The sequence below is a fragment of the Acinetobacter sp. YH12086 genome (genome assembly GCF_013419345.1).
In the GTDB taxonomy this organism is placed as follows: Bacteria; Pseudomonadota; Gammaproteobacteria; order Pseudomonadales; family Moraxellaceae; genus Acinetobacter; species Acinetobacter amyesii.
Map to the genome: position 1 here is coordinate 72,402 of NZ_VPAF01000008.1, position 22,230 is coordinate 94,631.

Genomic DNA, 22,230 nt, shown 5'->3' on the forward strand with positions numbered 1-22,230 from the left:
CTGCATAGTGGGGCTCTTTTTTTATGTGGCTTTTAGGGCGAATCTGTTATGAAATTTGCTTTGGTTATAATGGTCATCATCGCTGTGGCGGTGTTATTGGGCTTATTATTTGTCAGCTTTAAAATGTTGCGTAAGGTTCAAGTGGAAGAAGTAGAGCAAGCTAAACTGAACCCGAAGCAATATCGCTTACATCCAAAGCTGCAGCAAGAGCTTGATAAAAAAAAAGAACAAGATAAAAATTAAGCATCAACTCGATCAATTGATTCTTACAAATTCGATCTACCCCGAAATTGAAGAGATTAATCTTCAATTTGGGTGGTTTTAATCGGTCTTAATGCGCCAAAGTCAAAACGGTCGGGCCAATTACATACATCAGACACGATGCATTCATTACATTTGGGTTTGCGGGCAATACAGGTATAACGCCCATGCAAAATCAACCAATGATGTGAATCAACAATAAACTCTTTGGGGATGACTTTCACGAGTCGGTGTTCGACTTCCAAAACATTTTTGCCGACAGCCAATCCTGTACGATTACCTAAACGAAAAATATGCGTATCAACGGCCATGGTTGGTTGACCAAAAGCAGTATTCAGCACCACATTTGCAGTTTTACGACCGACACCGGGTAAGGCTTCCAAATCTGCACGATTATTCGGAACGATACTGTTATGCTTCTCAATGAGAATCTTGCAGGCTTTAATGACATTTTCCGCTTTTGAGTTATACAGGCCAATGGTCTTGATATATTCCTTCAGTCCGTCAACACCTAACGCATAAATAGCTTTAGGAGTATTTGCTACTGGAAAAAGTTTATCTGTGGCTTTGTTGACACTGACATCTGTGGCCTGAGCAGATAGGGTAACAGCCACTAAAAGTTCAAATGGACTACTATAATTGAGTTCAGTTTTCGGGTTGGGGCGTTGCTCACGTAAGCGTTCAAAAAAAGTTTGAATTTGCTTCTTAGTCATGTTTTTAACAGCCATGATTAAGCCCCTTGCAGTTGTGTTAGTTGTAACGTTAGCGTATGGAGTAATTCACGTTTTTTTGCATCGTCTCGAACACTCAGTTGTTTTTCTAACTTTTTGATTTGTGTTCGAATTTTTGCAAGTTCAATGGTGGTTTTTGCATCGAGTTGAACGACTGGCGTAGCAGGTTTTTCCACGACTTCAATGACCGGTACTGAGTCTGTCTGGGTCGAAAATTGGGCAAAAAGTTCCGTATCAATTTCTGCGCGTACAATAGGGCCTTTACGATGAATTCGGCGCTTTTCCTCACGCTGAATATGTGCATAGTAGCGGCGACGTAAATCATTCTGTTCTGCGATTCGAACGGCTTCAGATGGCACTTGATCAAGCTCTTCAACAAGGTCGATACAATCCACTGGACAAGGTGGAATGCAGAGTTCGCAGCCCGTACATAAATCCGTCAAGACGGTATGCATCAATTTGCCTGAGCCAATAATGGCATCAACAGGGCAGGCACTAATACATTTGGTACAACCAATACATTCATCCTCACGAATCACAGCTTTAACCCGTTGCGGGCGCCCATCACTTTGGATTGGCCAAACGCTGGCTTCTGCTGTTAAGTGTGGACGATTTAATAACGCTGCTAGTGAATCTGCTACAGGTTGACCACCGGGTATACATTTATTGGCTTCTTCTCCTTCACTGATGGCTTTGGCATAGGGTAAGCAGCCGTCTCGGTGTCCACAAAGTCCACATTGAGTTTGTGGCAATAGGGCATCAATTTGTTGGATGAGGGAAATTTCAGAAGTCATGGGTAGTCGCGAGTACAAATGAAGGCAGAGAAAAATCAAAGAGGACGTTGAATTCTAGCATGTTTCAGTATGAATTGCTGTGCGCAAAAATGGGTCTATAGATGCATCATAAATGAGCAAAATAATTCATTAAAATATTCCTAAAAGTAATAATATTTATAACTAAAATATCTGAGTAATCAATTTAAATCGCTGTTCTTTAAAGAATTTAAAGATTTTTTAAAAAAACTATTGCTGATTAGTTACAAAAGATATTTAATATTTTGCGCCAAAATATATCTTTGATCAAAATTGTGATCAATTTTGATCCATACATCTGCTGAGGATTAAGTGTTGAAATATAACAGCCTTAACGACTTCCTAGACTACGTTAAAACACGTGATGAACATCAACCTGAATTTCTTCAAGCTGTTGAAGAAGTGATGACGAGCCTTTGGCCATTCATCGAAAAGAACCCACAATATGCTGACTACGGTTTGCTAGAACGTCTTGTTGAGCCTGAGCGTGCAATTCAGTTCCGTGTTTCATGGGTAGATGACAAAGGTCAAACTCAAGTTAACCGTGCTTTCCGTGTTCAATACAACTCAGCAATTGGTCCATTCAAAGGTGGTATGCGTTTCCATCCATCAGTGAACCTTTCAATTCTTAAATTCTTAGGTTTTGAACAAACTTTCAAAAATGCCTTAACTACACTTCCTATGGGTGGTGGTAAAGGTGGTTCAGATTTTGACCCTAAAGGTAAATCTGAAGGCGAAATTATGCGTTTCTGTCAAGCATTAATGATCGAGTTATACCGTCATCTTGGTTCTAACACTGACATCCCAGCGGGTGACATCGGTGTAGGTGGCCGTGAAGTGGGCTACATGGCTGGTATGATGAAAAAATTAAGCAATGACACAGCATGTGTGTTCACTGGTAAAGGTTTAACTTTCGGTGGTTCACTTGCACGTCCTGAAGCAACTGGTTACGGTACTGTGTATTTCGCTGAGGAAATGCTGAAAACTCGTGGCGACAGCTTTAAAGATAAAGTTGTAACGATTTCGGGTTCTGGTAACGTTGCACAATACGCTGCTGAAAAAGCAATGTACTTGGGTGCGAAAGTGGTTTCACTTTCAGACTCAGCAGGTACTGTATACGTAAAAGACGGTTTCACAACTGAACTTCTTGCTGAAGTAATGGAATTGAAAAACGTTAAGCGTGGCCGTATTTCTGAATTTGCATCTAAGCACGGTTTTGAATATTTAGAAGGTCAACGCCCTTGGTCAATCAAATGTGATATCGCGCTGCCATGTGCAACTCAAAATGAATTAGATGAAGCTGATGCTGAAGCTCTTCTTGCTAATGGCGTAATCTGTGTTGCTGAAGGCGCAAACATGCCATCTACTTTGGCTGCAGTTGAGAAATTCGTTGAAGCGAAAATTCTTTATGCACCAGGTAAAGCATCGAATGCGGGTGGTGTTGCAACTTCTGGTCTTGAAATGTCTCAAAACGCAATTCGTTTGGGTTGGACTTTCGAAGAAGTTGACGAGCGTCTACACGCGATCATGAAAGAAATTCACCGCAACTGCGTGAAATACGGTACTGAAGAAGATGGTACTGTGAACTACGTAAACGGTGCGAACATTGCAGGTTTCGTAAAAGTTGCTGACGCAATGCTTGCTCAAGGCGTTTACTAAGTTCTCCGTAAGTTGAACTGAAAACCGAGGCTTCTGCCTCGGTTTTTTATGGCTTAATGTTTTGGAATATATTGAATTGTTAATTAGTGCTCATCAGGGTAAGTTGGATTTCGCTATCCATAACACTGAAGTGAAAATTTAAGGGTTGGTCGAGCAAACGTTTAATATGAAGCCCTAGCTGATGTAACTGTGTGCAGAACGTCAGAGTACTCCCTATATCTCCGGTAAAACGCAAAGTATGCTTTTCAACAACATAATTGCGGCCAATGCGATTACAGCCTCTAAAAAAATGTCATACGGACATTGTTGAATGTGAGAGTTATTTGGGCGGGTAGAGCCTTATTCTCTACGAGAACCCACGTCTTTTGAGCTAATTGTTCTGCTTCAAAATCGCGTCAATGGGTAATTCGCTGTATACTTAAAAATATCTGTCTGTTGATTGCGATTCGTCAGGATGAATTCAGTAATTTGCAAGAAGTAGCTTTAGATTAACATCGCTAAAGCGTTGGCTGAACAGTACATCGTGATTTGAATACTATGCATATCCAATCAGCGTTTGCGGTTGTGTAGATATAAAAAAACCGAGGCTCAAGCCTCGGTTTTTTATCGGCTGTAACTTACAACGTACCTTTTACGGCTTCACGTTCGACTGACATATCAAAAATATAGGCATATTTTGATTGGTCAGCAGCAGGGTTTTTACGTTCAAAACGTTTTACGCGAATAATTTGGCGTTCTGCAGGAGTGTGCTTAAAGCCTTCAATTTGATCGTAAAATAAGGTCCAGTCTTTATCAACTTGTGTTTTTAGGCCTTTTTCATCGTACTTCACTTCACGTACTTGCAAACAAGTTTGTGGAGCAACGCCTGTACATTGTTTAGTTTCAGGACTGATTTCAAGGAAAATCGTTTCGCCTTGTGAGTTATATTGGGTTTCAGGTGTTAATTTTCCAGTGAACACCAGTTTCTCACCTGTTGCAGAGATAATGGTTAACGTTGGATTTTGTGGATCTGTAGTATTTAAAACAAAAGGTGCTTTACGGTCACTAAAGAGTGAAGATGCAAGTCCTTCTTGTTTCATCGCATGATCAGGACACGCCATCATGGTAGATGCAATGTTGCCTGTTACAAGTGTATTGTGTTCCACTTTCCATTGGGTTGACATGCTATTACAGCTGGTTGAAATACCCAAAGTGCCATTTTCTAGAAAATTTAAAACCAAAGGTTTTGGCGCATTTTCAGTGGTGGTGCTCCATTGATATGAAGCTAAAGTTTTATCAGCATTTTGTTGTTGTAATACGCTCACGGCTAAATCTCCAGCTTTTTGGATATCGCTTGATTGACATGCTGCAAGGGCTAAAGGGAAGAGGGCGATCGCTAAATATTTTAATTTCATTACGCTAACTGTTCTAAGTGAATTTCAGCCTGTAGCATAACCCATTCATTTTAAAAAAATATGAATACATTCAGCTCAAATAAGTAGCAAAATGTATCCATAAATAATAATTTGTTAACTTATTAATATAAATTATGAATAAGTCAAACTATTTCGTTTTATTCACGTTTAATCAAAACGATAAATATCCATACCCAGTGAACCCATACTAAAGCTACTGTGAACAATAGAGAAGCGAGGGCCTGCACCCATCGCAAAGAAGATGGGTGCAAAATGTTCAATGGTCGGATGGTTACGTTGTACAAACGGGATATTTTGCCAATCGAGAACTGCATCAAAATCTTGATGGGTGAGCTTATTGACCACAAAATTACGGAATGTAGACGCCCATTCAGGCACGGCTGCTGCACGTCCATCCCAAGCCAATTCACGTAAGTTATGAGTAATACTGCCCGATCCAATCAACAGGATTTGCTTGTCACGTAAAGGTGCAAGCGTTTGTCCAATTTTATAGATCTCTTGCGCAGACATGGTCATCGGCAGTGATATTTCAATTACAGGAATGTCGGCATCAGGATACATATGCAATAACGGCATCCAAACGCCATGATCGCGTGGACGAGTGCTGTTGGCATGTGCCGATAATCCTGCATTGGCAAGCAAATGAAGGATTTCTTCTGCAAGCTCTGGGTTACCCGGTGCTGGATAACGAATATCATAAAGTTCCGCAGGGAAACCACGGAAGTCATGCCAAGTTTCAGGACGGGCACTGGTACTTACTTCTAGTGCGTTACTTTCCCAATGTGCTGACATGATAACAATGGCTTCAGGTTTTGGAAGATTCAGGCTTAAACGTTCCAACGCAGGACCGACTTGCTCAGGATTGATGGCAAGCATAGGTGAGCCATGGGAAATAAATAAACCTGGAAGTGTTTGTAAATTCATCGCGGTCGCCGCTGGTTGTTTAAAGGAATATGATGATCATGCACTAAATTATTCAGCGTAACAATTCGGATAATTTCAACGGTTTGTTTCATTGTTGCAACGCTGTAATTGCTGTATACGCTGGATGTCAGTTCGGATTAACCCGCACGATGGTAAGGGTGATTATGATTAATACTCATTGCACGGTATAGCTGTTCGATGAGCATGACACGAACCATTGGATGCGGCAAAGTTAGTTTAGACAAAGACCAATGCCATGCTGCAGCTTTACGTACTGCTTCAGAATGTCCATCTGGCCCACCAATGGCTAAAACCACATCATTGCCTTCAAGCATCCAACCTTTCATGGTTTCAGCTAGTTTTTCGGTACTGAACTCTCGACCACCGACTTCTAAGGCGATCAGCACTTCATTCGATTTCATGGCATTTAAAATGCTGTCACCTTCAATTTGACGGTATTTTAAAATGTCGGCTTCTGAGTCGTTCTTGCCACGTTTAGCCATAGGCAGTTCAATAATTTGCGTTTGAACAAATGGCTGAATACGTTTGAAATAATCTTCAAAACCCGTCAGAACCCATGCTGGCATTTTTTGACCGATTGTCAGAATACGAATTTTCATACAGCGCCTGAAAGTATACAAAAGAGCATTATAACGGTTCGCTTGCGCTTTGTATGTTTAGACACAATTTGCAATTGAAATCGTGTTCTGCTTGCTGTTTAAATACGCAGCATAAACAGATTAGATCAAAGATGAAAATTGGAATAATAACAATGAAAAAAACATGGCAGGACGGTAAATTATTTTTGCTCAAGCAAGCAGCAATGCTTTCAATTTTTGCATGGTGTTCATTTGCGGCGTATGCCAACAATATTAGAACCGCTGAACCAGATAATTTAAAAGTCTATTTAGAACAAATTATTGGTAATGAAGCTGAATATCGTAACTATAAGAACATTCAAGAGTTAAACCGGGTGTCTGCTTGGATTCGTGAGCAGATGCGTTTATTTGGTGTGAATTGTCGTTTTCAAACCTATACCGTAAACAGCCAGCCATACCGTAATGTGGTCTGTCCCTTAAATGCAGGGCATAGCAACCGAGTGATCGTTGGTGCGCACTACGATGTATTTGAGGAGCAGCATGGCGCCGATGATAATGCTTCTGGCGTTGCAGGTGTACTCGAAGCTGCTCGGATTCTTTCGGCTGAAAAAGCGCGTTTAAAACAAAATATTGAGTTTGTATTTTATACCCTCGAAGAACCGCCATATTTTAGAACAGAGTCGATGGGCAGTTTTATCCATGCAAAATCGGTAGCAAAGGAAAAGGATAAAATTTCAGGTGTGTATATTCTGGAAATGATTGGTTATTTTGATCCCAAAGTCACTCAAGATTATCCAGTTGGACTGAAATGGATTTATCCATCTCATACGAATTTTATTGCATCGGTGGGGAATATTCAGTCTCGTGACTTAACCTCATCGTATTGTGCGGCGATGGAGTCTTTGAAGCAACTACAATGTGAGCGCTTGATTTCACCTTCATTTATTCAGGGTGTGGATTTTTCAGACCATATGAATTATTGGCAATTTGATATGCCAGCGATGATGATCACTGATACGGCATTTTATCGTAATAAGCACTATCACACCGAGCAAGATACCTTGGATAAATTAAACTTAGACAAAATGGCTCAAGTGATCGATGGTTTGGTGAAAACCATATTAAATTTGAAATAGCATGTCTTTAAAAACATGACATAAAAAACGCAGCCCCGAAAGCCTGTGGACTGCGATAAAAGGTCATCTACCTGGAGATGTAGATGACCATCTTGTTCCAATGATCATCACGCTTTTAGACGTGATTGGAACCAATAAAGAAACATACAGCGCGTATATCTCTCTACTATATATGTGGGATAGAGGGCGATATTTCAAGTAATAGCATTCAAATTTTGTAAGACTTTCTTATTGGCTATTATTGATCTTGATGTCGAATTTGAAATAGTAATCCAATCAAAAGTTGTAGCTGTTGTCTTGAGTCTTGTCATAGCGAAGGATTTGAATGAAATTTTTCGAATATTTAGTTGAAAGCATGAATGAAAAAAAGCCCTGTCGAAACAGGGCTTTTTTTCATTTATTGCGAGTTGCTAGCGCTTAGTGACGAGCAGCTTTGCCACCTTCAGTTGCTTTTACAATCGGTGTCTTTGCAAGAGGTTTAGGCATATCAACCAAGGCTAGAGGTAAAATCTCATCAATCGATTTCACAGGTTTAATTTCTAGACCTTCTTTGACATTGTCTGGAATCTCAGTCAAGTCACGAACGTTATCTTGTGGGATAAAGACAAGCTTGATGCCACCACGGTGAGCAGCGAGAAGTTTCTCTTTTAAACCACCAATGCGCATTGCGCGGCCACCAAGACTGGTTTCACCGGTCATCGCAATATCTGGACGAATCGCAATGCCTGTAAACGCTGAAACAAGTGCGGTAGTTAGGGCCAAACCAGCAGATGGACCATCTTTTGGTGTTGCACCTTCTGGTAAATGCACGTGTACATCAGTTTCTTCAAAGCGAATCGCTTCAATACCCAGTTCATCAGCACGAGTACGTACAACAGTCATCGCTGCGGTGATCGACTCTTTCATGACATCGCCAAGAGAACCGGTGGTAATGAACTTGCCTTTACCTTTTACTGCTGCAACTTCAATCGTCAGTAGTTCACCACCAACAGATGTCCATGCCAAGCCATTTACACGACCCACTTCAGCTTCTTCTTCGGCCATACCGAAGTCGAATTTGTGTGGACCTAAGTAGTCAGGAAGATTTTTCGAATTCACTTCAATTTGAAGATTTTTCGCTTTCTTGCTCACTGCTTCTTTTACCACTTTACGTGCAATTTTCGATACTTCACGTTCTAAGCTACGGACACCGGCTTCACGTGTATAACGTTGTACGATATCGCGGATGGCTTCTTCGTGAACGGTTAATTCTTTTGCACGTAGACCATTGTTCTTGATGGCTTTTGGAACAAGGTAACGTTCAGCAATATTTACTTTTTCATCTTCGGTGTAACCCGGTAGACGAATCACTTCCATACGGTCAAGCAAAGCTTCTGGAATATTCATGCTGTTTGCAGTACAGATGAACATCACTTCAGAAAGGTCTAGATCAAGATCTAAGTAGTGATCATTGAACTTGCTGTTTTGTGATGGATCTAGGACTTCAAGCAATGCTGAAGCAGGGTCGCCACGGTAGTCTTGCGCCATTTTGTCAATTTCATCGAGTAAGAACAGTGGGTTCTTTACGCCAACTTTTGTCAAAGACTGCACAATTTTACCTGGCATCGCACCAATATAAGTACGACGGTGACCACGGATTTCAGCTTCATCACGCACGCCGCCAAGCGCCATACGGACAAATTCACGGCCAGTTGCTTTGGCAACAGATTCACCGAGTGAAGTTTTACCTACACCTGGAGGACCAACTAAGCACAGGATTGGGCCACGAAGCTTTTTCACACGTGATTGAACAGCAAGGTATTCCACGATGCGGTCTTTCACGTCGTCTAAACCATAGTGATCGGCATCAAGAATATCTTGAGCTTTCGCAAGGTTAATGCTGACTTTGCTGGCTTTGTTCCAAGGCGTATCTAAAATAACTTCTAGATAGTTACGCACGACAGCAGCTTCGCTCGAAGCAGGTTGCATTGCTTTTAGCTTACGGAACTCATTTTCAGCTTTCTTGCGTACATGTTCAGGTAAATCGGCTTCAGCTAGACGTTTTTCAATTTCTGCAACGTCATCCTCACCACCGCCATTCATGTCAGAAAGTTCGCGTTGAATGACCTTCATTTTTTCATTTAAGAAGTATTCACGCTGATTCTTTTCCATTTGGCGTTTTACAGAATCATGTAAGGTTTGCTCAATTTGCTGTTCTTCTGACTGTTGTAATAAATACGTCATGAGCTCAGCTAAATGTGCTTCAAATTCATCATGCTCTAAGAATTTTTGTTTTACATCAATATTCAAAGGCACGCGTGTTGCTACGAAGAATAATAATTGTAGCAAATCATCAATTTTATTGGCTGCTGCAATCAATTCACGTGCGTTACGCAATTTTGCTTCTGCATATTGAGCAAATAAGGTGCGTAATTCTTCCACACGGTTATTCTGAATTTCTGAGTCTACAGAAACCGTCATTGGGCTTAATGAATGCTCGGCAGTCAGGTAATCATCGGTATCGATAATTTTTTCTAACTTGGCACGATATAAGCCTTCAATCAGTACTTTTATACAGTTTTCATCATTCTCATGATTCACAACTTGCACAATCTTCGCGACAGTACCGTATTGATATAAATTGTCGTGATCAATTTCTTCTGTTAGCGAATCTTTTTGTGCAACTACGAATACAAGATTGTCACTGTCACGTGCGACATTGACTGCATTGATCGACTTTTCACGACCCACAAACAGTGCAATTTGCATGTGAGGATATACAACCACATCTCGTAGCGCTAAGAGCGGTAATACGCTCGGAATTGTAGTTTCCAAGCTTTCTTCATTCATAATAATCTCAGACATGGGCACTCCTAATGAGTGACAACGGTGTTGCCATGTTTTTTATAGTGATGTGTATTTTTTAAATTACAAGGGGCATGCCAATTAAAATGTATAAAAAATGACTAAATATGTGATTTTTAAGTGTAACTCAGTGTCAAGAATACCAAATTAACGTTTGAAACTTAAAGTTTGAGATGGGCTAATAAAGCCATCTAGCGGTTGATCCCATGCCTCTCGGACCAAGGAGTCTTGAATGAGTTGAAAATCATGACCAAGTCCTAAACGGTAGGGTGTAGAGTGGGCAGTCGCTAATGTTTTATCGTAGAAGCCACCCCCCATACCAATACGTGTGCCGTACTTATCGCAAGCCAGTAAGGGCATGATTAAAAGGTCAAGGTGAGAAACATGCTTCCCGCGGCTTGCCATCGGTTCTTTCATACCGAGCGGGTGATGAGAAAAACGTTTACTAATATATTGATGACGTGAGATTTCAACCCAAACCAGTTGCTGATTCATGTTGCAAATCATGGGTAAATACACGTGTTTTTGATGTGCAAAACAGTAGTGGATGATCTTTTGAGTGTGAATTTCACCGAATGCATGTAAATACACGCCTATATGCTGACTGCTCTGAAAATGACTGAGTCTGACTAAACGCTGTAGGACTTGTTGTTCAGCTTGTCGTTGGGTCCATAGGTTTAGGCTACGACGCTGCTTGCGGAGTTGTTTACGAAGGCTGGTGGTGCTCAAAGTCATGATTCATTTCAAATTAGCACAAAATTCTCAAAGGCATCTTAACGCGTTCAAGCTTAAAAGTCCGAAAAAATAGGTTTTATCTTTTTTATATAAAGCGTTCCTTAAACACTAGTTAGCTTAAGGAACGCATACTTATTTAAGGTTTTTTTATACCAAGAATTTGCACATCAACACGGCGGTCTGCTTGTAAGCAAGCTTTTAAGGCATTTCGATCTTGCACATCAAAACAACCATTGGTTACAGGCTGAGTTTCACCTGCTGAAGCGAAACTTAATTTGTCAGCAGCAATCCCTTGGTTCATTAAGTAATTTTTGACAGTCTGTGCACGTTGTAATGCAAGTTGCTGATTATATTGTTCACTGCCTAAACGGTCGGTATGGCCGGTGAGCTTAATCATATCAATACGTGCATATTGATTATTTAGTTTAGTTGCTAGTTCATTCAAGCTTGATTTACCAGCAGGAAGTAAATCGGTTAATTTCCCACCATTAAATTTAAATAAAGAATCAGCAGCTAAATTTATATTATCTAAACTCGGTTCAATCGGGTTTGTCACATTTTTTAGAGTATTATCTCTAATTGGGCAGTTATTAATTATAGTGCCATCATTATTTAATATAATAGGCTTGCCGTTATTATCAACCGTAAGTAGTAAGTTATTCAAAATTGACTTTTCGTTTACACAATAGCTAACTGAATAATTTTCACAATGAGTTGTACAATTTTTCACCTTAAATTGGTATTCGCCTTCTTTTAAATAAAAATCAGCAGAATTATTAATTTAAAAATCACCCGCTTTAAATTCATCTATATAGAGTTTAGTTGCACATTTTTGGTTCTTAGCTTGATCATCTGCGCATAATTTTTCATCACGTTGAACATGTATTTTGTATGCATCAATAGTATTGTTTTGAAACAACAAATTATCTGGTTTTGCATACTTATTTACGCCAGGAAAAGTTGAACATGCGACAACTGAGCGTCCACAAGTTGAAGTGACTGTGACACCGAATGGTGACATCGTACAGACTTACCCTGATGACACCGATCCATCCACAATTACGCCTGACCAAATTATGGTTAAAGATCCAAATGGCAAAGACATCGTGGTTGAGTTTGGTACACCTGAGACTCAACCAGACGGTTCAATTACGGTAACGGGTAAAGTGCCAGAGGACGTTGAAGGCAAAGTTACGGTTAATGTACCAGAAGGTTCATATGAAGACACTTCGGGTAACCTGGGTCTACCAGGTACAGGCAACGAAAACATCAATATGGTTCCGCTTGTAGCAGAAGTGACGATTACACCAGATGGTAAGATCACTGTGACTTATTCTGATGATGTTGATCCATCGACAATTACAGAAGATAAAATCATTGTTGAAGGTCCAAATGGTCCAATCGAAGTACCATTTACGCCGCCAGTGGAACAACCAGATGGCTCATATGTGTGACTGGTGAAGTACCTCCGGGTGTTGATGGTGACATTACAGTAACTGTCCCAACAGAAAGCTATGAAGATAAATCAGGTAATCCGGGTGAGGAAGTAGATAAAACTGTCCCAGTGGACAATATCGCTCCTGAAGTTGAAACAACCCAAGTGGTTACGACAGATGATCAAAGTGTGACATTAACATGGGCGCATTTTGGTATTTCAGATGCAAATACAGCAAATGATCAGCTTGTTATTACGGTAACAAATCTGCCAAAAGACGGTGTATTGACAATCGTAGATGCTGCTGGGAATAAAACACCAATCATCGCGGGTCAAACACTATCTTATGCTGATATTAAGGTATGAAAATTTACGCTATTACAGAGGACGGAACTCGAGTATTGCTTGGAACTGCGGATACAAATGGCAATTTAAGTTTTGTCGCTGATGGCATGAGTATCGAAGGTTCAAGCTTAGTGGCGATTGCACCACCAAGTTTGGTTGTTACAGGTAATTCTTTGAAGTTGAATGTGAAGCTTGAATCTATTGCAACTGAAAAATCGAATGGTTCAACTGCAAGTTCAGAACTAGAGTTCGGTGTAATTTTGTATCCTGCTTCTGTAACAAACGCTGCACCTGAAATTGAACCAGAAGTAGTCACTGTTGGTGTAGCTGTTGCCGGTCAAAAAATTGCTGCTTATGCTGCATCGGATGCAGATAATGATAGTCTGACTGTGACATTTGCGAATGGCTCGACAGTTAGTGCCGACGGTTTCTATCAATTATCAGTGGCTGATCAATCTGTAACTTTAACTCAGAAAGGTGCGGATCAGCTAAATTCAGGTGCTGTATTGCCTTCGATAAGTCTTCAAGTTACTGATGGTAAAGTTACAACTCCTGTAACTGGCAATGCTGAACTCATTGAGTTAAAAGCAACATTAACAAGTGAAATTTCGGTATCAGGGTCAACATCAGGTGGAACTGGTGGTGGTGCGTCAAGTTCAGTGATTAACGTTCCAAACCTAGGTACGATTTATAAAGATGCACAAGGTAATTATGTTTCTGATGATCTTGTTGCGGGTGCGAAAATTGTAGATATTGCTGCACAGATGCAAGCTATTATCAATGATCCACAGTATGGTAATGATTTCAATAAAATTAACAATGCGCTAAGAATCTTTACTAATTTGAAAAGTGAAATTAACGTTTCTGAAATTATTATTATCAATTGGGAGAAAATTAACAAAGTTCTGACTCAGAATGAGCTTGGGCTTAATTTCTCAAATAGTTTCCCTAAAGACTTTGGAGGTCAAAAAGGTACTCCGAGTGACTGGATTGTATTTGATGAAGCGTATTCAGGTGAAAAATATCCTGTCAATTCAATGATTTTAAACAACTCTGATACAACCAACTATATTGATGGTTTTAACTTGAGTATTACGGGTGTCCAAAATGTAAGTGGTTTCCAAATTAATATGTTGGAAGGTGTGCTATTTGCGGATGGAACTCAAATTGCTAAGACAGGTGAGAAAAATCAAAATGGACAGGATCAACTTGGTGTAATAGCTCCGGAAGCAGGCGCTCTAGAGAAAGTTTTACAATTTACTTTACATGCAGAAGTTTTAAATGATGCAGAGGCAAATGTGAATGTAAATGGTGTGAAATTTAAATCTGCTGCTCTTGATGCTTTAGTTGATGCCAAAGTTTCGGTAAATGGTATATCAGTAAGCAAAGATTCAGATGGGTATTATACTTATCAAGGCACTTCAAGTAGTCAAGTTGAAGATTTTGTCGTGAAAGTTACAGTCCCTGAAACCTCAATTCAAGATGTAAATGTACTTACAACTCAGCTCGAAACAGAGTTAGGAAACAGTAACAATGTGCTTCCTATTCAGGAAACAGTGACTGCGACAGCATCGTTTGCGATGTTCTCATTAGAAAGTGAAAGTTTACTTATTGGTGATGATATTGTTTTTGACCTTCTTGCAGACGATAATTTGGGTGGAAATGCATTAACAACCGTAAATGATTTTTCTACAACTGACCAAATCGATATATCTTCATTACTTTCTGACGATGCAACTGAAGCGAATCTCGCAGAGTTTGTAACAGTAGCATATGACGAAGAAACTGATTCAGCTGTGATTTCAATTGACCGTGATGGCACATCAGGTACGGAATATGAATCACAAGATCTTGTAGTCTTGCTCAATCAAACGAGCAAAGTCGAACTAGATGACCTAATCAACAATAATCAAATTATTTACTAATAATTTGATGAACTAAAAAAGCACCTTCGGGTGCTTTTTTTGCTTTCCAAAAAGTAAATGCAGATTGAAGACTTGGTTTTAATCAACAACTCATCGGAATTAAAATAAAAATGCTATATCTACAATTGTATATTTAATAAGCTTTATTTGTGCTTAAAAAGCGACACTTATCTGATGACGTAGCTCAAAAGGTATGCATAAAAACAAATTAATGGACAATAAAAATGAAAAAGAATCTCTGGATCAGGACACTTCTTTGTATGACGGTTGCGGTGTCGCCACTTACTTTCGCAGCGACAACCACTGCACCCGTTCCACCCAATAGCCAGCAAGTCTTTTTTGTCGGCAATAACTGGGATGGTACGGTTACAGTCATCAATCCTGCAAAAAACTATCAGAAAGTTGGTGTCATCAATATGGTGCCCGACAAAAAAGAACGGCTCACTGAAATTTACCTTAACCCAGTAAAATTGATCGCCTATAGCTATATTCGTAATACAGCAGGAGAGGGAAATGATCAATTGGTCGATGACATGTATTCCACACCAGATGGCAAATCGGTAGTTGCATCACGCCCAAGTTATGCAGATGTAGTCTCGATTAACATAGCAACAGGAAAAATCAATTGGCGCACACCCGTTGAAGGTTTCCGAGCAGACCATATGGCAGTTTCACCCGATAGGCAACAAGTTGCTGTTTCAGCATCTTCAGGGAATGTTGTACATATAATTGATATCAACACGGGCAAAGAACTAGGACGTTTTGCGACGGGCGATAAACCACATGAAAATATCTATTTTGCCAACGGTACTAAAATCTTAAATTCAGCCATTGGTAATGTCGAAACAGCCATGGATGCATCTTGGCAAGACTTTACCAAAGGCAAACGCTACATCACGATCGCAGATGCTCAAAGCTATAAAGTCCTCAAAAAAATCGATTTTAGACCTGCTTTAGATGCTGTAGGACGTAAAGACCTGTCTAACTCAGTTCGACCGATTGTATTTAGTAAAGATGAATCCAAAATCTATGCTCAGGTCTCATTTTTTAATGGTTTGGTCGAATATGATCTCAATCAAGACAAAGTCACGCGCATTGCACAGCTTCCGGGAAGTACAACTATTCCCTCAGATCGCACGAAATGGGTAAATGACTCACGTCATCATGGGCTTTCAATCAGTGGAGATGGTGAAAAACTATGTGTTGCAGGAACGATGGATGATTATGCCACCATCGTCGATCGTAAAACTTTGACCGCGGTGAAACTGATTGCTGCGGGCAAACCTTATTGGGCAACGCAAAGCCCAGATGGTAAACGCTGTGTCATTTCTGAAAGTGCCACAGATGCAGTAACCGTGATTGATTTTGCAACAGGTGAAAAAGTCATCACAGTTCCAGTTGGCAATCACCCACAGCGTGTTCGTTTAGGTTATGCACCAGCAGGATGGGGCAGTCAGTAAAACAGTTTAAATCAAAAGAAAATGGAAAAATCAGAGTCAAATCGGCTCTGAATTTTTTAATTGAAGAGCATTTAGAGATTGAATCATGTATAAGAAATGGATTGGTATCGGGTTAGTGGTTGGCTTGATTTTATTGTTGATGATTCAGTTATTAAAACCAAAGCAGCAGGAGGTTCATGAACAGCTACCGTTAGATCAACAAAAAGTGTCTGAAATACGTTCAGAGCGAACTATAGAAAATGTATTGCAGCATTCAAGTTTTAATTCCAAACAATCAATACTCGACAGTGAAACGCACTCTGAGCTATTACAGCAACGTGAACAGGTATATCAACAATTTCAGCAAATAAACACGCTGATGAGTCAGGGACAGCAGCCGAATCAAAATCAAGTACTCGCTCTACTCGAGCAACAATATAACTTGGTTAAAAAAGGCGTCGTGAAATTGGATGAAGCCATTTCATCAATTCAATATTTACGACAAATTCTTCCTGAAATGGACAGAGCTTTGGATAGACAGCTAGCTAAACTGGAACAACTCAAAAAATGAATTAACTTGAATAAATAAACTTTTAAACTAACCAAACTTAAATGAAATAATTAAGGGGGGAGAACAAAAGTAGAGTGGCGCGGAAATAGAATAGTAAATTAAAAAATGTTTTTTAAATCAAATGCTTGTAATTTAAATCAGGATTTGGAAAATAAACACTCCGAAGATGCCGCTGCAAATGTCGTGACCCTGAACCCGATGAGTTCAAGGTGGACGCGACGTACACTCGCTGGGTTTCCCACTCGAGGAGGGCATACGCTCAGAATATACAGAACACATCCATAAGTTTAAGTATCGGCAGGGGATTAGACCTAGCTGGCGAACACCTCAGAGATGTGCTCAGTATAACGAATTCAGCGTTATTGGCAAATCACCAAACACTGACAAAGTGTTTAAAATGAAGCAATCGGGCAAAGTATAATCACTAAACCACCGATTAATCAGTCAATTCTTCAACTTGTTCCAAAATATTTTGCAACAAAAGTTCGCAGTTTGCATATTCTTGCAAACTCTTATTCATTGACAGGACTTCTTGCATTAATTCAAGTGCAACCATAATGATCAGCTTACTCGGTTCCATACGTGGTGCTTTACGACGAAATTCATCGTATTTGACATTCAGTAATTGTGCTGCGCGTTCTAAATCGGCTTGTTGGTCAGAAGTAGTTGCTAAACGGAAACTATGACCTAGAACTTTTAAATCAACTGCAATTTGTTCACTCATGATCAAACTTCCTCATTACTTTCAGTCGGATGTGCCAATTGTTGAATTTCTTGCGCATGTTGATCTTGAGCTGTACCTAAAATAGCTAAACGTTGAATAATCGCTTCAACTTTTGCTTTGGCATGTTCATTTTTTTGCAATAAACGTTCACGTTCTTGCTGCAAACCTTGAATTTCTTGTTGAGCATGACGCTGTTCATTTTGCATCTTTTCTTTAACGATACGTAGCTCATTACGTTCTGCCAAAATTTCTTGAAAACGATTTTTTAGATCAGTACAGCTTTTTTCAAGACGGCTATATCGGTCAGCCAAAGCAGTTGCATCAGTATTCAGCTGTTGAAGTTGAGCACGTGAATCAGTTAATTGCTCATTCAGCGTATCAATTTCTTCTTGTTTGGAGGTGATAATACCGTTCTTATGTACAATTTGAGCATGATGGTGCTCATCAGACGAGTTTTTCTCATCTTGTAGGGCATTATTTTCGCTTTCAAATTGCGCCAGTCGCTTTTTTAAAACGCTAATATGCGCTTGGAGACGCTGTAATTCTTCTAACATAACGTAGTCGCACAGTCTTGCAAACAAAGGTAATATATACGAAGTATAGAGATTGGATAAGCGAATGCAAGACGATATTTCAGGTTGGTCAGATTGGTCCCAGAATTTTTCTAAAATTGAAGAAATTTCAAGCCCAAGTGAGTTACACGGTCTACTCACTGGTATAGTTTGTGTGTCCCAACCCCCGAGTCGTGAAGAGTGGCAACAAATTTTAGCAACGCTTGATGTAGCTGAATTAGACGAAGATGCGGTGGCATTGTTGACTGAAGAAGCAGAAGATGTAGCTCATTCACTTTCAGATGATGAACTCGACTATCTTCCTTTATTACCAGATGATGATCACTTGCTAGGTGAGCGTGTGCAAGCCTTGGCAGATTGGTGTGCAGGTGTGGTTCTTGGTTTTGGTTTGGCGGCAGGTCATCTGCGCACCAATGAACAAGAATTGATTGAGCATTTACAGGATGTCGCTTCAGTAGAATTTGAAGATTCAGATGATGATGAAGAAGGTGAAGAAAGCTATCAGGAATTATACGAATTTGTTCGTTTAATCCCAGTGAGCCTGTCTATGGGACGTACCAAAGTTGATGTTTCAGAAACACCGTTGCTACAACTGAGCGCTAAAAAATCATCGGCTCAAGTGGGTAATGTGGTTGAAATGTTTACCCCACATCGTCCAAGCTAAGGCATTAATTTTGCTTATATCTATGTGAGGTATTACGTGTTTTTATACATTCCTCACATAGATTGAGAGATTCATATTCCATTGAATCAAAATTTAAACAATATCAGCCAGCAGGTATAAGAAGTATTTAAATGAAGAAATTAACTCAAGCGGATTTTCAAGAACGTCGAGACATCCTTGCGGGTGAAATGGGACTACGTAGTATTGCAATTATTGCCACGAGCAAAGAAGCCATGCGTAATCGCGACGCAGATTATAAATTTCGAGCTGATAGTAGTTTCTTTTATTTAACAGGTTTTGCTGAACCTGAAGCGGTTGCAGTGATTGAAACCTTTGATAGCGAAGAAGAAGGTTATAGCTATAGTTTGTTCTGCCGTGAACGTGACCGTGAAATGGAAATTTGGAATGGTTACCGTGCGGGTGTAGATGGGGCAGTAGATGATTATGAAGCCGATGAAGCTTATGCAATTGATTTGCTTGATGAAGAAATTTTAGAAAAATTACAAAATAAAGATAAATTGTTCTACCGTATTGGGCAGCAACCAGATTTTGATGCTCGTGTGGCGCAGTGGATTTCGGCTGCAAGTGGTGAATCACGTAAGGGTGCAAGTGCGCCTGCTCAAGTCATTCAACTAGATCGCATCATTGATGAAATGCGTTTGCATAAGTCTAATGATGAACTTGAATTGATGCAGATTGCTTCGGATATTTCAGCAGAAGCGCATACTCGTGCCATGCAAACGGTTAAACCAGGCATGATGGAATATGCACTAGAAGCAGAACTGAATTATGTCTTTGGTAAAAATGGCTGTGTGCCTTCCTATAACAGCATTGTCGGCGGCGGTGAAAATGGCTGTATTTTGCACTATGTGAAAAATGACAAAGAACTCAAAGATGGTGATTTGGTACTGATTGATGCAGCATGTGAATATCAGCTGTATGCCTCAGACATTACCCGTACTTTCCCAGTCAACGGTAAATTCAGCCCTGAACAAAAAGCACTTTATAATATCGTACTCGATGCGCAAATTGCGGCGATTGATGCGGTGCGTATCGGCAACTCTTATAAAGAACCACATAACGTTGCAGTGCGTATTTTAGTTCAAGGTTTATTGGATCTTGGCATTATGCAAGGAGATATTGACGAAATCATCGCAAAAGAAAGTTACCGCCAATTCTATATGCATGGTACGGGTCATTGGCTTGGTATGGATGTGCATGACGTCGGTTCATACAAACAAGAGGGTGAATGGCGTGCCTATGAGGAAGGTATGGTTGTGACTGTTGAGCCTGGTCTTTATATTGCGCCTGATGATGAAAGCGTTGATGCGAAATGGCGTGGTATCGGTATTCGTATTGAAGATGATGTGGCTGTAACTAAAGCAGGTCCACGTGTTTTAACAGCTGCAGTGGTGAAATCTGTAGAAGACATTGAAGCGCTGATGGCGAAAGCGAAAGCCGCTTAAGTTAATATAGTAATTAAAAAAGCCGGTCAGATGATCGGCTTTTTTTATCTACAAGCAGTCTTATAAATACTAGTTATATAGACAAGTGTAATTAACAATGGAGTTGATTTTATGATGTTAATTTTTTACAAAAATTAGATATAAGTCTTTTTAAATTAATCGTATAAATTTTTTATTTTAATCATAATTATGGGTGTTAGAAAAGCTGGAGTGGTTATTCCCTTTAATGGCAATCAACAGGATATTGAAAGACTGGTAAATGATTGGCTGGTTTATTTTGAAGAAAACTCAAAATCTGCATTAGATATAGAGTGGCTGACGGATCATATTGTTTGTATCAATAGTGCCGGATTAGCACATTTTGCTTTTACTGAACCTGAAAAATGGAGCAGTTTGCTGAGCAGTCAGTTGCCGATGAAATGGATGATCTTCTTTGATTTTGCAGACACAAATTCAAGCTATAGCTATGCGCTTTATAAAGAGGGTGCAGAAATCAGATGTGTCATTCAAGCGGAAGAAGATGAACTTTACATGGATGGAGAAAGACAAGATTTTGAAAAGGAATGGTTAAACTTTTCAACAAGGTATTTATACGAATATGTTGAAAATGGCAAAGTTCAAAAAAAATGGACGACTCATTTAAACAGTTTAAAAGAAGAAATCAATGAAGATTTGGAAAGCTATTATCAGTATTATTATTTTAGCGAAAAGGATCATTTAATTTATCATACTCAATTGGTTCGGCTGTTATTGATTGAACTCTTTAAAAACTATGTCGGTTTTGAAATCTTTGATAGTGATTATAATCCAGTAAAGAAAATAAAGTTTAAGTATAACAATCAGCGTACTTATGATGATTATTTGAGTTTAGCCTCAAGAGGGGATATTGCAGCTCAAATTAAATTGGGTCAAATGTATGAAACGGGATGCGGCGTCGAGAAAAATGATTTAACAGCACAAGGATGGTATCAAAAAGCGGCTGATCAGGGGGATGATGCAGCGATGCTGAAGTTAGCGGTGCTGTTGTTCAGAAAACCATGTAAAACAGAGGTTCATATCGCTTTAGCTCTGCTGAATCAGTCAGTGGAAAAGGGAAATATAAACGCAAGAACGGCTCTTGCTGAAATATATGAAAAGGGCGAAATTCTTGATCAAGATTATAATCTAGCTATGAACTTGTACAAGCAATCGGCAAAACAAGGCTGTGCAATTGCTCCCTATAAAATTGGCTTAATGTATGAGCTAGGCAATGGCGCAGCTCAAGATTTAAAGATGGCGAAACGCTGGTATCACCAAGCGGCGAATGCTTTTAATCAAGATGCAGAAATTCGATTGCAGAAATTAATCCAGCATTTTAATGCTTAAGCCATTCATTTAAATTATTCCGTATTAAGGAGATCATTTCTGTCTTTTGTGTTCTATATCTTTATCTATAGCTATGAAAAAAAATTGAATGCATGAGCGCAATATTTTGACCAAATCATGGAAAATATTAAATAAATATAAAAAACCGATCATTAGATCGGCTTTTTAACTTCATTCAAACATTAAGATTTTTGTAAAAAATCAGTCGCTAATTTTAAAAACTCTTCCGGTTTTTCATATACGGCCAAATGTCCGGTTGCCAGTTCAGCATATTCAGCATGTGAAATCAGATCTATAGCATATTTGACTAATACACTCGGGGGCATATAATCATAATTACAGCCATTTACTAATGTTTGTTTGTTGATTTTTTTTTCGCTGGCTCAGTCATATCGGTATGAATCTACAACTCAGCTTGGTGGGTAAATCTTTCTAAATTATTGGTTTGCAGCGTATTTTCTAAGGTTTGCGCCATAGTATTTTCACACCATGCCAAGGTAAAGTTGGCGCTAAAACCTGTTTGAATAATAGTGCTCGACATCGCTTTAGAGTTGCTCTGTACCTAACTCAAATTAAAGCTTGGTACGTGCATCAACTTTAGGATAAGG

Annotated in this window: 23 protein-coding genes and 1 other RNA gene; 11 read left to right on the forward strand and 13 right to left on the reverse strand. The window is 39.6% G+C overall.

Features of this window, described 5'->3' with window-relative positions; translation table 11 throughout:
• The first annotated feature begins 48 nt into the window (after positions 1-48).
• Entirely contained in the window at positions 49-243 is a 195-nt protein-coding gene (locus tag FTU29_RS10465; protein ID WP_180121733.1) for a hypothetical protein, read from the forward strand.
• Positions 244-299: 56 nt separating this feature from the next.
• Here FTU29_RS10465 and nth read toward each other — a convergent pair whose 3' ends face one another.
• Positions 300-989: an endonuclease III gene (gene nth, locus FTU29_RS10470; RefSeq protein WP_180121734.1), complete on the reverse strand. Its 690-nt coding sequence runs from the start codon at positions 987-989 to the stop codon at positions 300-302.
• 2 nt (positions 990-991) lie between these two features.
• On the reverse strand, positions 992-1,786 hold the full coding sequence (locus FTU29_RS10475; protein WP_180107594.1) for an RnfABCDGE type electron transport complex subunit B: 795 nt from the start codon (positions 1,784-1,786) through the stop codon (positions 992-994).
• 330 nt (positions 1,787-2,116) lie between these two features.
• On the opposite strand from FTU29_RS10475, the gene gdhA reads away from it, so the two are divergent.
• Complete coding sequence (gdhA, locus tag FTU29_RS10480; protein ID WP_227591817.1) at positions 2,117-3,463, forward strand: NADP-specific glutamate dehydrogenase; 1,347 nt, start codon at positions 2,117-2,119, stop codon at positions 3,461-3,463.
• Positions 3,464-4,080: 617 nt separating this feature from the next.
• Here gdhA and FTU29_RS10490 read toward each other — a convergent pair.
• The 3 genes from FTU29_RS10490 to rlmH form a co-directional block, all read right to left on the reverse strand.
• The gene (locus FTU29_RS10490) at positions 4,081-4,857 is read right to left on the reverse strand and encodes an META and DUF4377 domain-containing protein (RefSeq protein ID WP_180024147.1); all 777 of its coding nucleotides are present in this window, start codon (positions 4,855-4,857) and stop codon (positions 4,081-4,083) included.
• A 168-nt stretch (positions 4,858-5,025) separates the two neighbouring features.
• Positions 5,026-5,802, reverse strand: a complete 777-nt coding sequence (locus FTU29_RS10495; RefSeq protein WP_180011833.1) for a dioxygenase — start codon at positions 5,800-5,802, stop codon at positions 5,026-5,028.
• A gap of 137 nt (positions 5,803-5,939) precedes the next feature.
• A complete protein-coding gene (rlmH, locus tag FTU29_RS10500; protein ID WP_078189858.1) occupies positions 5,940-6,422 on the reverse strand; it encodes a 23S rRNA (pseudouridine(1915)-N(3))-methyltransferase RlmH in 483 nt (160 codons plus the stop codon).
• A gap of 152 nt (positions 6,423-6,574) precedes the next feature.
• Between rlmH and FTU29_RS10505 the strand changes: the two genes are divergently transcribed.
• The gene (locus tag FTU29_RS10505) at positions 6,575-7,537 is read left to right on the forward strand and encodes a M20/M25/M40 family metallo-hydrolase (RefSeq protein WP_373423611.1); all 963 of its coding nucleotides are present in this window, start codon (positions 6,575-6,577) and stop codon (positions 7,535-7,537) included.
• A gap of 417 nt (positions 7,538-7,954) precedes the next feature.
• Here FTU29_RS10505 and lon read toward each other — a convergent pair whose 3' ends face one another.
• The 4 genes from lon to FTU29_RS10525 all read right to left on the reverse strand — a co-directional run bounded on the left by lon (position 7,955) and on the right by FTU29_RS10525 (position 12,137).
• A complete protein-coding gene (lon, locus tag FTU29_RS10510; protein ID WP_180121735.1) occupies positions 7,955-10,381 on the reverse strand; it encodes an endopeptidase La in 2,427 nt (808 codons plus the stop codon).
• Between the two features lie 147 nt (positions 10,382-10,528).
• Positions 10,529-11,116 carry a 5-formyltetrahydrofolate cyclo-ligase gene (locus FTU29_RS10515; protein ID WP_180121736.1) on the reverse strand — a complete coding sequence of 196 codons (588 nt, stop codon included), beginning with the start codon at positions 11,114-11,116 and terminating at the stop codon, positions 10,529-10,531.
• 136 nt (positions 11,117-11,252) lie between these two features.
• Positions 11,253-11,780, reverse strand: coding sequence for an OmpA family protein (locus FTU29_RS10520; RefSeq protein WP_218954881.1), 528 nt, complete (start codon positions 11,778-11,780; stop codon positions 11,253-11,255).
• A 117-nt stretch (positions 11,781-11,897) separates the two neighbouring features.
• Positions 11,898-12,137: a hypothetical protein gene (locus FTU29_RS10525; protein WP_180121737.1), complete on the reverse strand. Its 240-nt coding sequence runs from the start codon at positions 12,135-12,137 to the stop codon at positions 11,898-11,900.
• On the opposite strand from FTU29_RS10525, the gene FTU29_RS10530 reads away from it, so the two are divergent.
• The 5 genes from FTU29_RS10530 (at position 12,118) to FTU29_RS10550 (ending at position 16,831) form a co-directional block, all read left to right on the forward strand.
• A complete protein-coding gene (locus FTU29_RS10530) occupies positions 12,118-12,570 on the forward strand; it encodes a hypothetical protein (protein ID WP_180121738.1) in 453 nt (150 codons plus the stop codon). The two genes, FTU29_RS10525 and FTU29_RS10530, sit on opposite strands and share 20 nt — an antisense overlap.
• Positions 12,567-12,917: a cadherin-like domain-containing protein gene (locus FTU29_RS10535; RefSeq protein WP_180121740.1), complete on the forward strand. Its 351-nt coding sequence runs from the start codon at positions 12,567-12,569 to the stop codon at positions 12,915-12,917. The genes FTU29_RS10530 and FTU29_RS10535 overlap by 4 nt, the downstream gene beginning before the upstream one ends.
• A complete protein-coding gene (locus FTU29_RS10540; protein ID WP_180121742.1) occupies positions 12,914-14,821 on the forward strand; it encodes a type I secretion C-terminal target domain-containing protein in 1,908 nt (635 codons plus the stop codon). Before FTU29_RS10535 ends, FTU29_RS10540 begins: the two co-directional genes overlap by 4 nt.
• Before the next feature lie 260 nt (positions 14,822-15,081).
• Positions 15,082-16,281, forward strand: a complete 1,200-nt coding sequence (locus FTU29_RS10545; protein WP_257226923.1) for a YncE family protein — start codon at positions 15,082-15,084, stop codon at positions 16,279-16,281.
• A gap of 85 nt (positions 16,282-16,366) precedes the next feature.
• Positions 16,367-16,831, forward strand: coding sequence for a hypothetical protein (locus tag FTU29_RS10550; protein ID WP_180121746.1), 465 nt, complete (start codon positions 16,367-16,369; stop codon positions 16,829-16,831).
• A gap of 154 nt (positions 16,832-16,985) precedes the next feature.
• Here FTU29_RS10550 and ssrS read toward each other — a convergent pair.
• From ssrS to FTU29_RS10565, 3 genes are all read right to left on the reverse strand, one after another.
• A non-coding RNA gene (gene ssrS / locus FTU29_RS10555) (6S RNA) lies at positions 16,986-17,168 on the reverse strand.
• Between the two features lie 99 nt (positions 17,169-17,267).
• Entirely contained in the window at positions 17,268-17,555 is a 288-nt protein-coding gene (locus FTU29_RS10560; RefSeq protein WP_180121748.1) for a cell division protein ZapA, read from the reverse strand.
• A gap of 2 nt (positions 17,556-17,557) precedes the next feature.
• Positions 17,558-18,109 (reverse strand): hypothetical protein, encoded by a 552-nt coding sequence (locus FTU29_RS10565; RefSeq protein ID WP_078192940.1) that lies wholly within the window; start codon positions 18,107-18,109, stop codon positions 17,558-17,560.
• 64 nt (positions 18,110-18,173) lie between these two features.
• Here FTU29_RS10565 and FTU29_RS10570 point away from each other — a divergent pair, with 64 nt between their 5' ends.
• The 3 genes from FTU29_RS10570 (at position 18,174) to FTU29_RS10580 (ending at position 21,622) form a co-directional block, all read left to right on the forward strand.
• The gene (locus FTU29_RS10570; protein WP_180121750.1) at positions 18,174-18,791 is read left to right on the forward strand and encodes a UPF0149 family protein; all 618 of its coding nucleotides are present in this window, start codon (positions 18,174-18,176) and stop codon (positions 18,789-18,791) included.
• Positions 18,792-18,922: 131 nt separating this feature from the next.
• The gene (gene pepP, locus FTU29_RS10575; RefSeq protein ID WP_180121752.1) at positions 18,923-20,257 is read left to right on the forward strand and encodes a Xaa-Pro aminopeptidase; all 1,335 of its coding nucleotides are present in this window, start codon (positions 18,923-18,925) and stop codon (positions 20,255-20,257) included.
• 189 nt (positions 20,258-20,446) lie between these two features.
• The gene (locus FTU29_RS10580; protein ID WP_180121754.1) at positions 20,447-21,622 is read left to right on the forward strand and encodes a tetratricopeptide repeat protein; all 1,176 of its coding nucleotides are present in this window, start codon (positions 20,447-20,449) and stop codon (positions 21,620-21,622) included.
• A 403-nt stretch (positions 21,623-22,025) separates the two neighbouring features.
• Here FTU29_RS10580 and FTU29_RS10585 read toward each other — a convergent pair whose 3' ends face one another.
• A complete protein-coding gene (locus FTU29_RS10585) occupies positions 22,026-22,163 on the reverse strand; it encodes a hypothetical protein (protein ID WP_180121756.1) in 138 nt (45 codons plus the stop codon).
• Between the last annotated feature and the right edge of the window lie 67 nt (positions 22,164-22,230).

Coding starts and splice junctions, on each gene's coding strand:
- nth (WP_180121734.1), bottom strand. CDS start 989: ATGGCTGTTAAAAACATGACTAAGAAGCAAATTCAAACTTTTTTTGAA.
- FTU29_RS10505 (WP_373423611.1), top strand. CDS start 6,575: ATGAAAAAAACATGGCAGGACGGTAAATTATTTTTGCTCAAGCAAGCA.
- pepP (WP_180121752.1), top strand. CDS start 18,923: ATGAAGAAATTAACTCAAGCGGATTTTCAAGAACGTCGAGACATCCTT.
- lon (WP_180121735.1), bottom strand. CDS start 10,381: ATGTCTGAGATTATTATGAATGAAGAAAGCTTGGAAACTACAATTCCG.
- FTU29_RS10495 (WP_180011833.1), bottom strand. CDS start 5,802: ATGAATTTACAAACACTTCCAGGTTTATTTATTTCCCATGGCTCACCT.
- rlmH (WP_078189858.1), bottom strand. CDS start 6,422: ATGAAAATTCGTATTCTGACAATCGGTCAAAAAATGCCAGCATGGGTT.
- FTU29_RS10580 (WP_180121754.1), top strand. CDS start 20,447: ATGGGTGTTAGAAAAGCTGGAGTGGTTATTCCCTTTAATGGCAATCAA.
- FTU29_RS10540 (WP_180121742.1), top strand. CDS start 12,914: ATGAAAATTTACGCTATTACAGAGGACGGAACTCGAGTATTGCTTGGA.
- FTU29_RS10525 (WP_180121737.1), bottom strand. CDS start 12,137: ATGTCACCATTCGGTGTCACAGTCACTTCAACTTGTGGACGCTCAGTT.
- FTU29_RS10570 (WP_180121750.1), top strand. CDS start 18,174: ATGCAAGACGATATTTCAGGTTGGTCAGATTGGTCCCAGAATTTTTCT.
- FTU29_RS10585 (WP_180121756.1), bottom strand. CDS start 22,163: ATGTCGAGCACTATTATTCAAACAGGTTTTAGCGCCAACTTTACCTTG.
- FTU29_RS10545 (WP_257226923.1), top strand. CDS start 15,082: ATGACGGTTGCGGTGTCGCCACTTACTTTCGCAGCGACAACCACTGCA.
- FTU29_RS10550 (WP_180121746.1), top strand. CDS start 16,367: ATGTATAAGAAATGGATTGGTATCGGGTTAGTGGTTGGCTTGATTTTA.
- FTU29_RS10490 (WP_180024147.1), bottom strand. CDS start 4,857: ATGAAATTAAAATATTTAGCGATCGCCCTCTTCCCTTTAGCCCTTGCA.
- FTU29_RS10560 (WP_180121748.1), bottom strand. CDS start 17,555: ATGAGTGAACAAATTGCAGTTGATTTAAAAGTTCTAGGTCATAGTTTC.
- FTU29_RS10565 (WP_078192940.1), bottom strand. CDS start 18,109: ATGTTAGAAGAATTACAGCGTCTCCAAGCGCATATTAGCGTTTTAAAA.
- FTU29_RS10515 (WP_180121736.1), bottom strand. CDS start 11,116: ATGACTTTGAGCACCACCAGCCTTCGTAAACAACTCCGCAAGCAGCGT.
- FTU29_RS10465 (WP_180121733.1), top strand. CDS start 49: ATGAAATTTGCTTTGGTTATAATGGTCATCATCGCTGTGGCGGTGTTA.
- FTU29_RS10475 (WP_180107594.1), bottom strand. CDS start 1,786: ATGACTTCTGAAATTTCCCTCATCCAACAAATTGATGCCCTATTGCCA.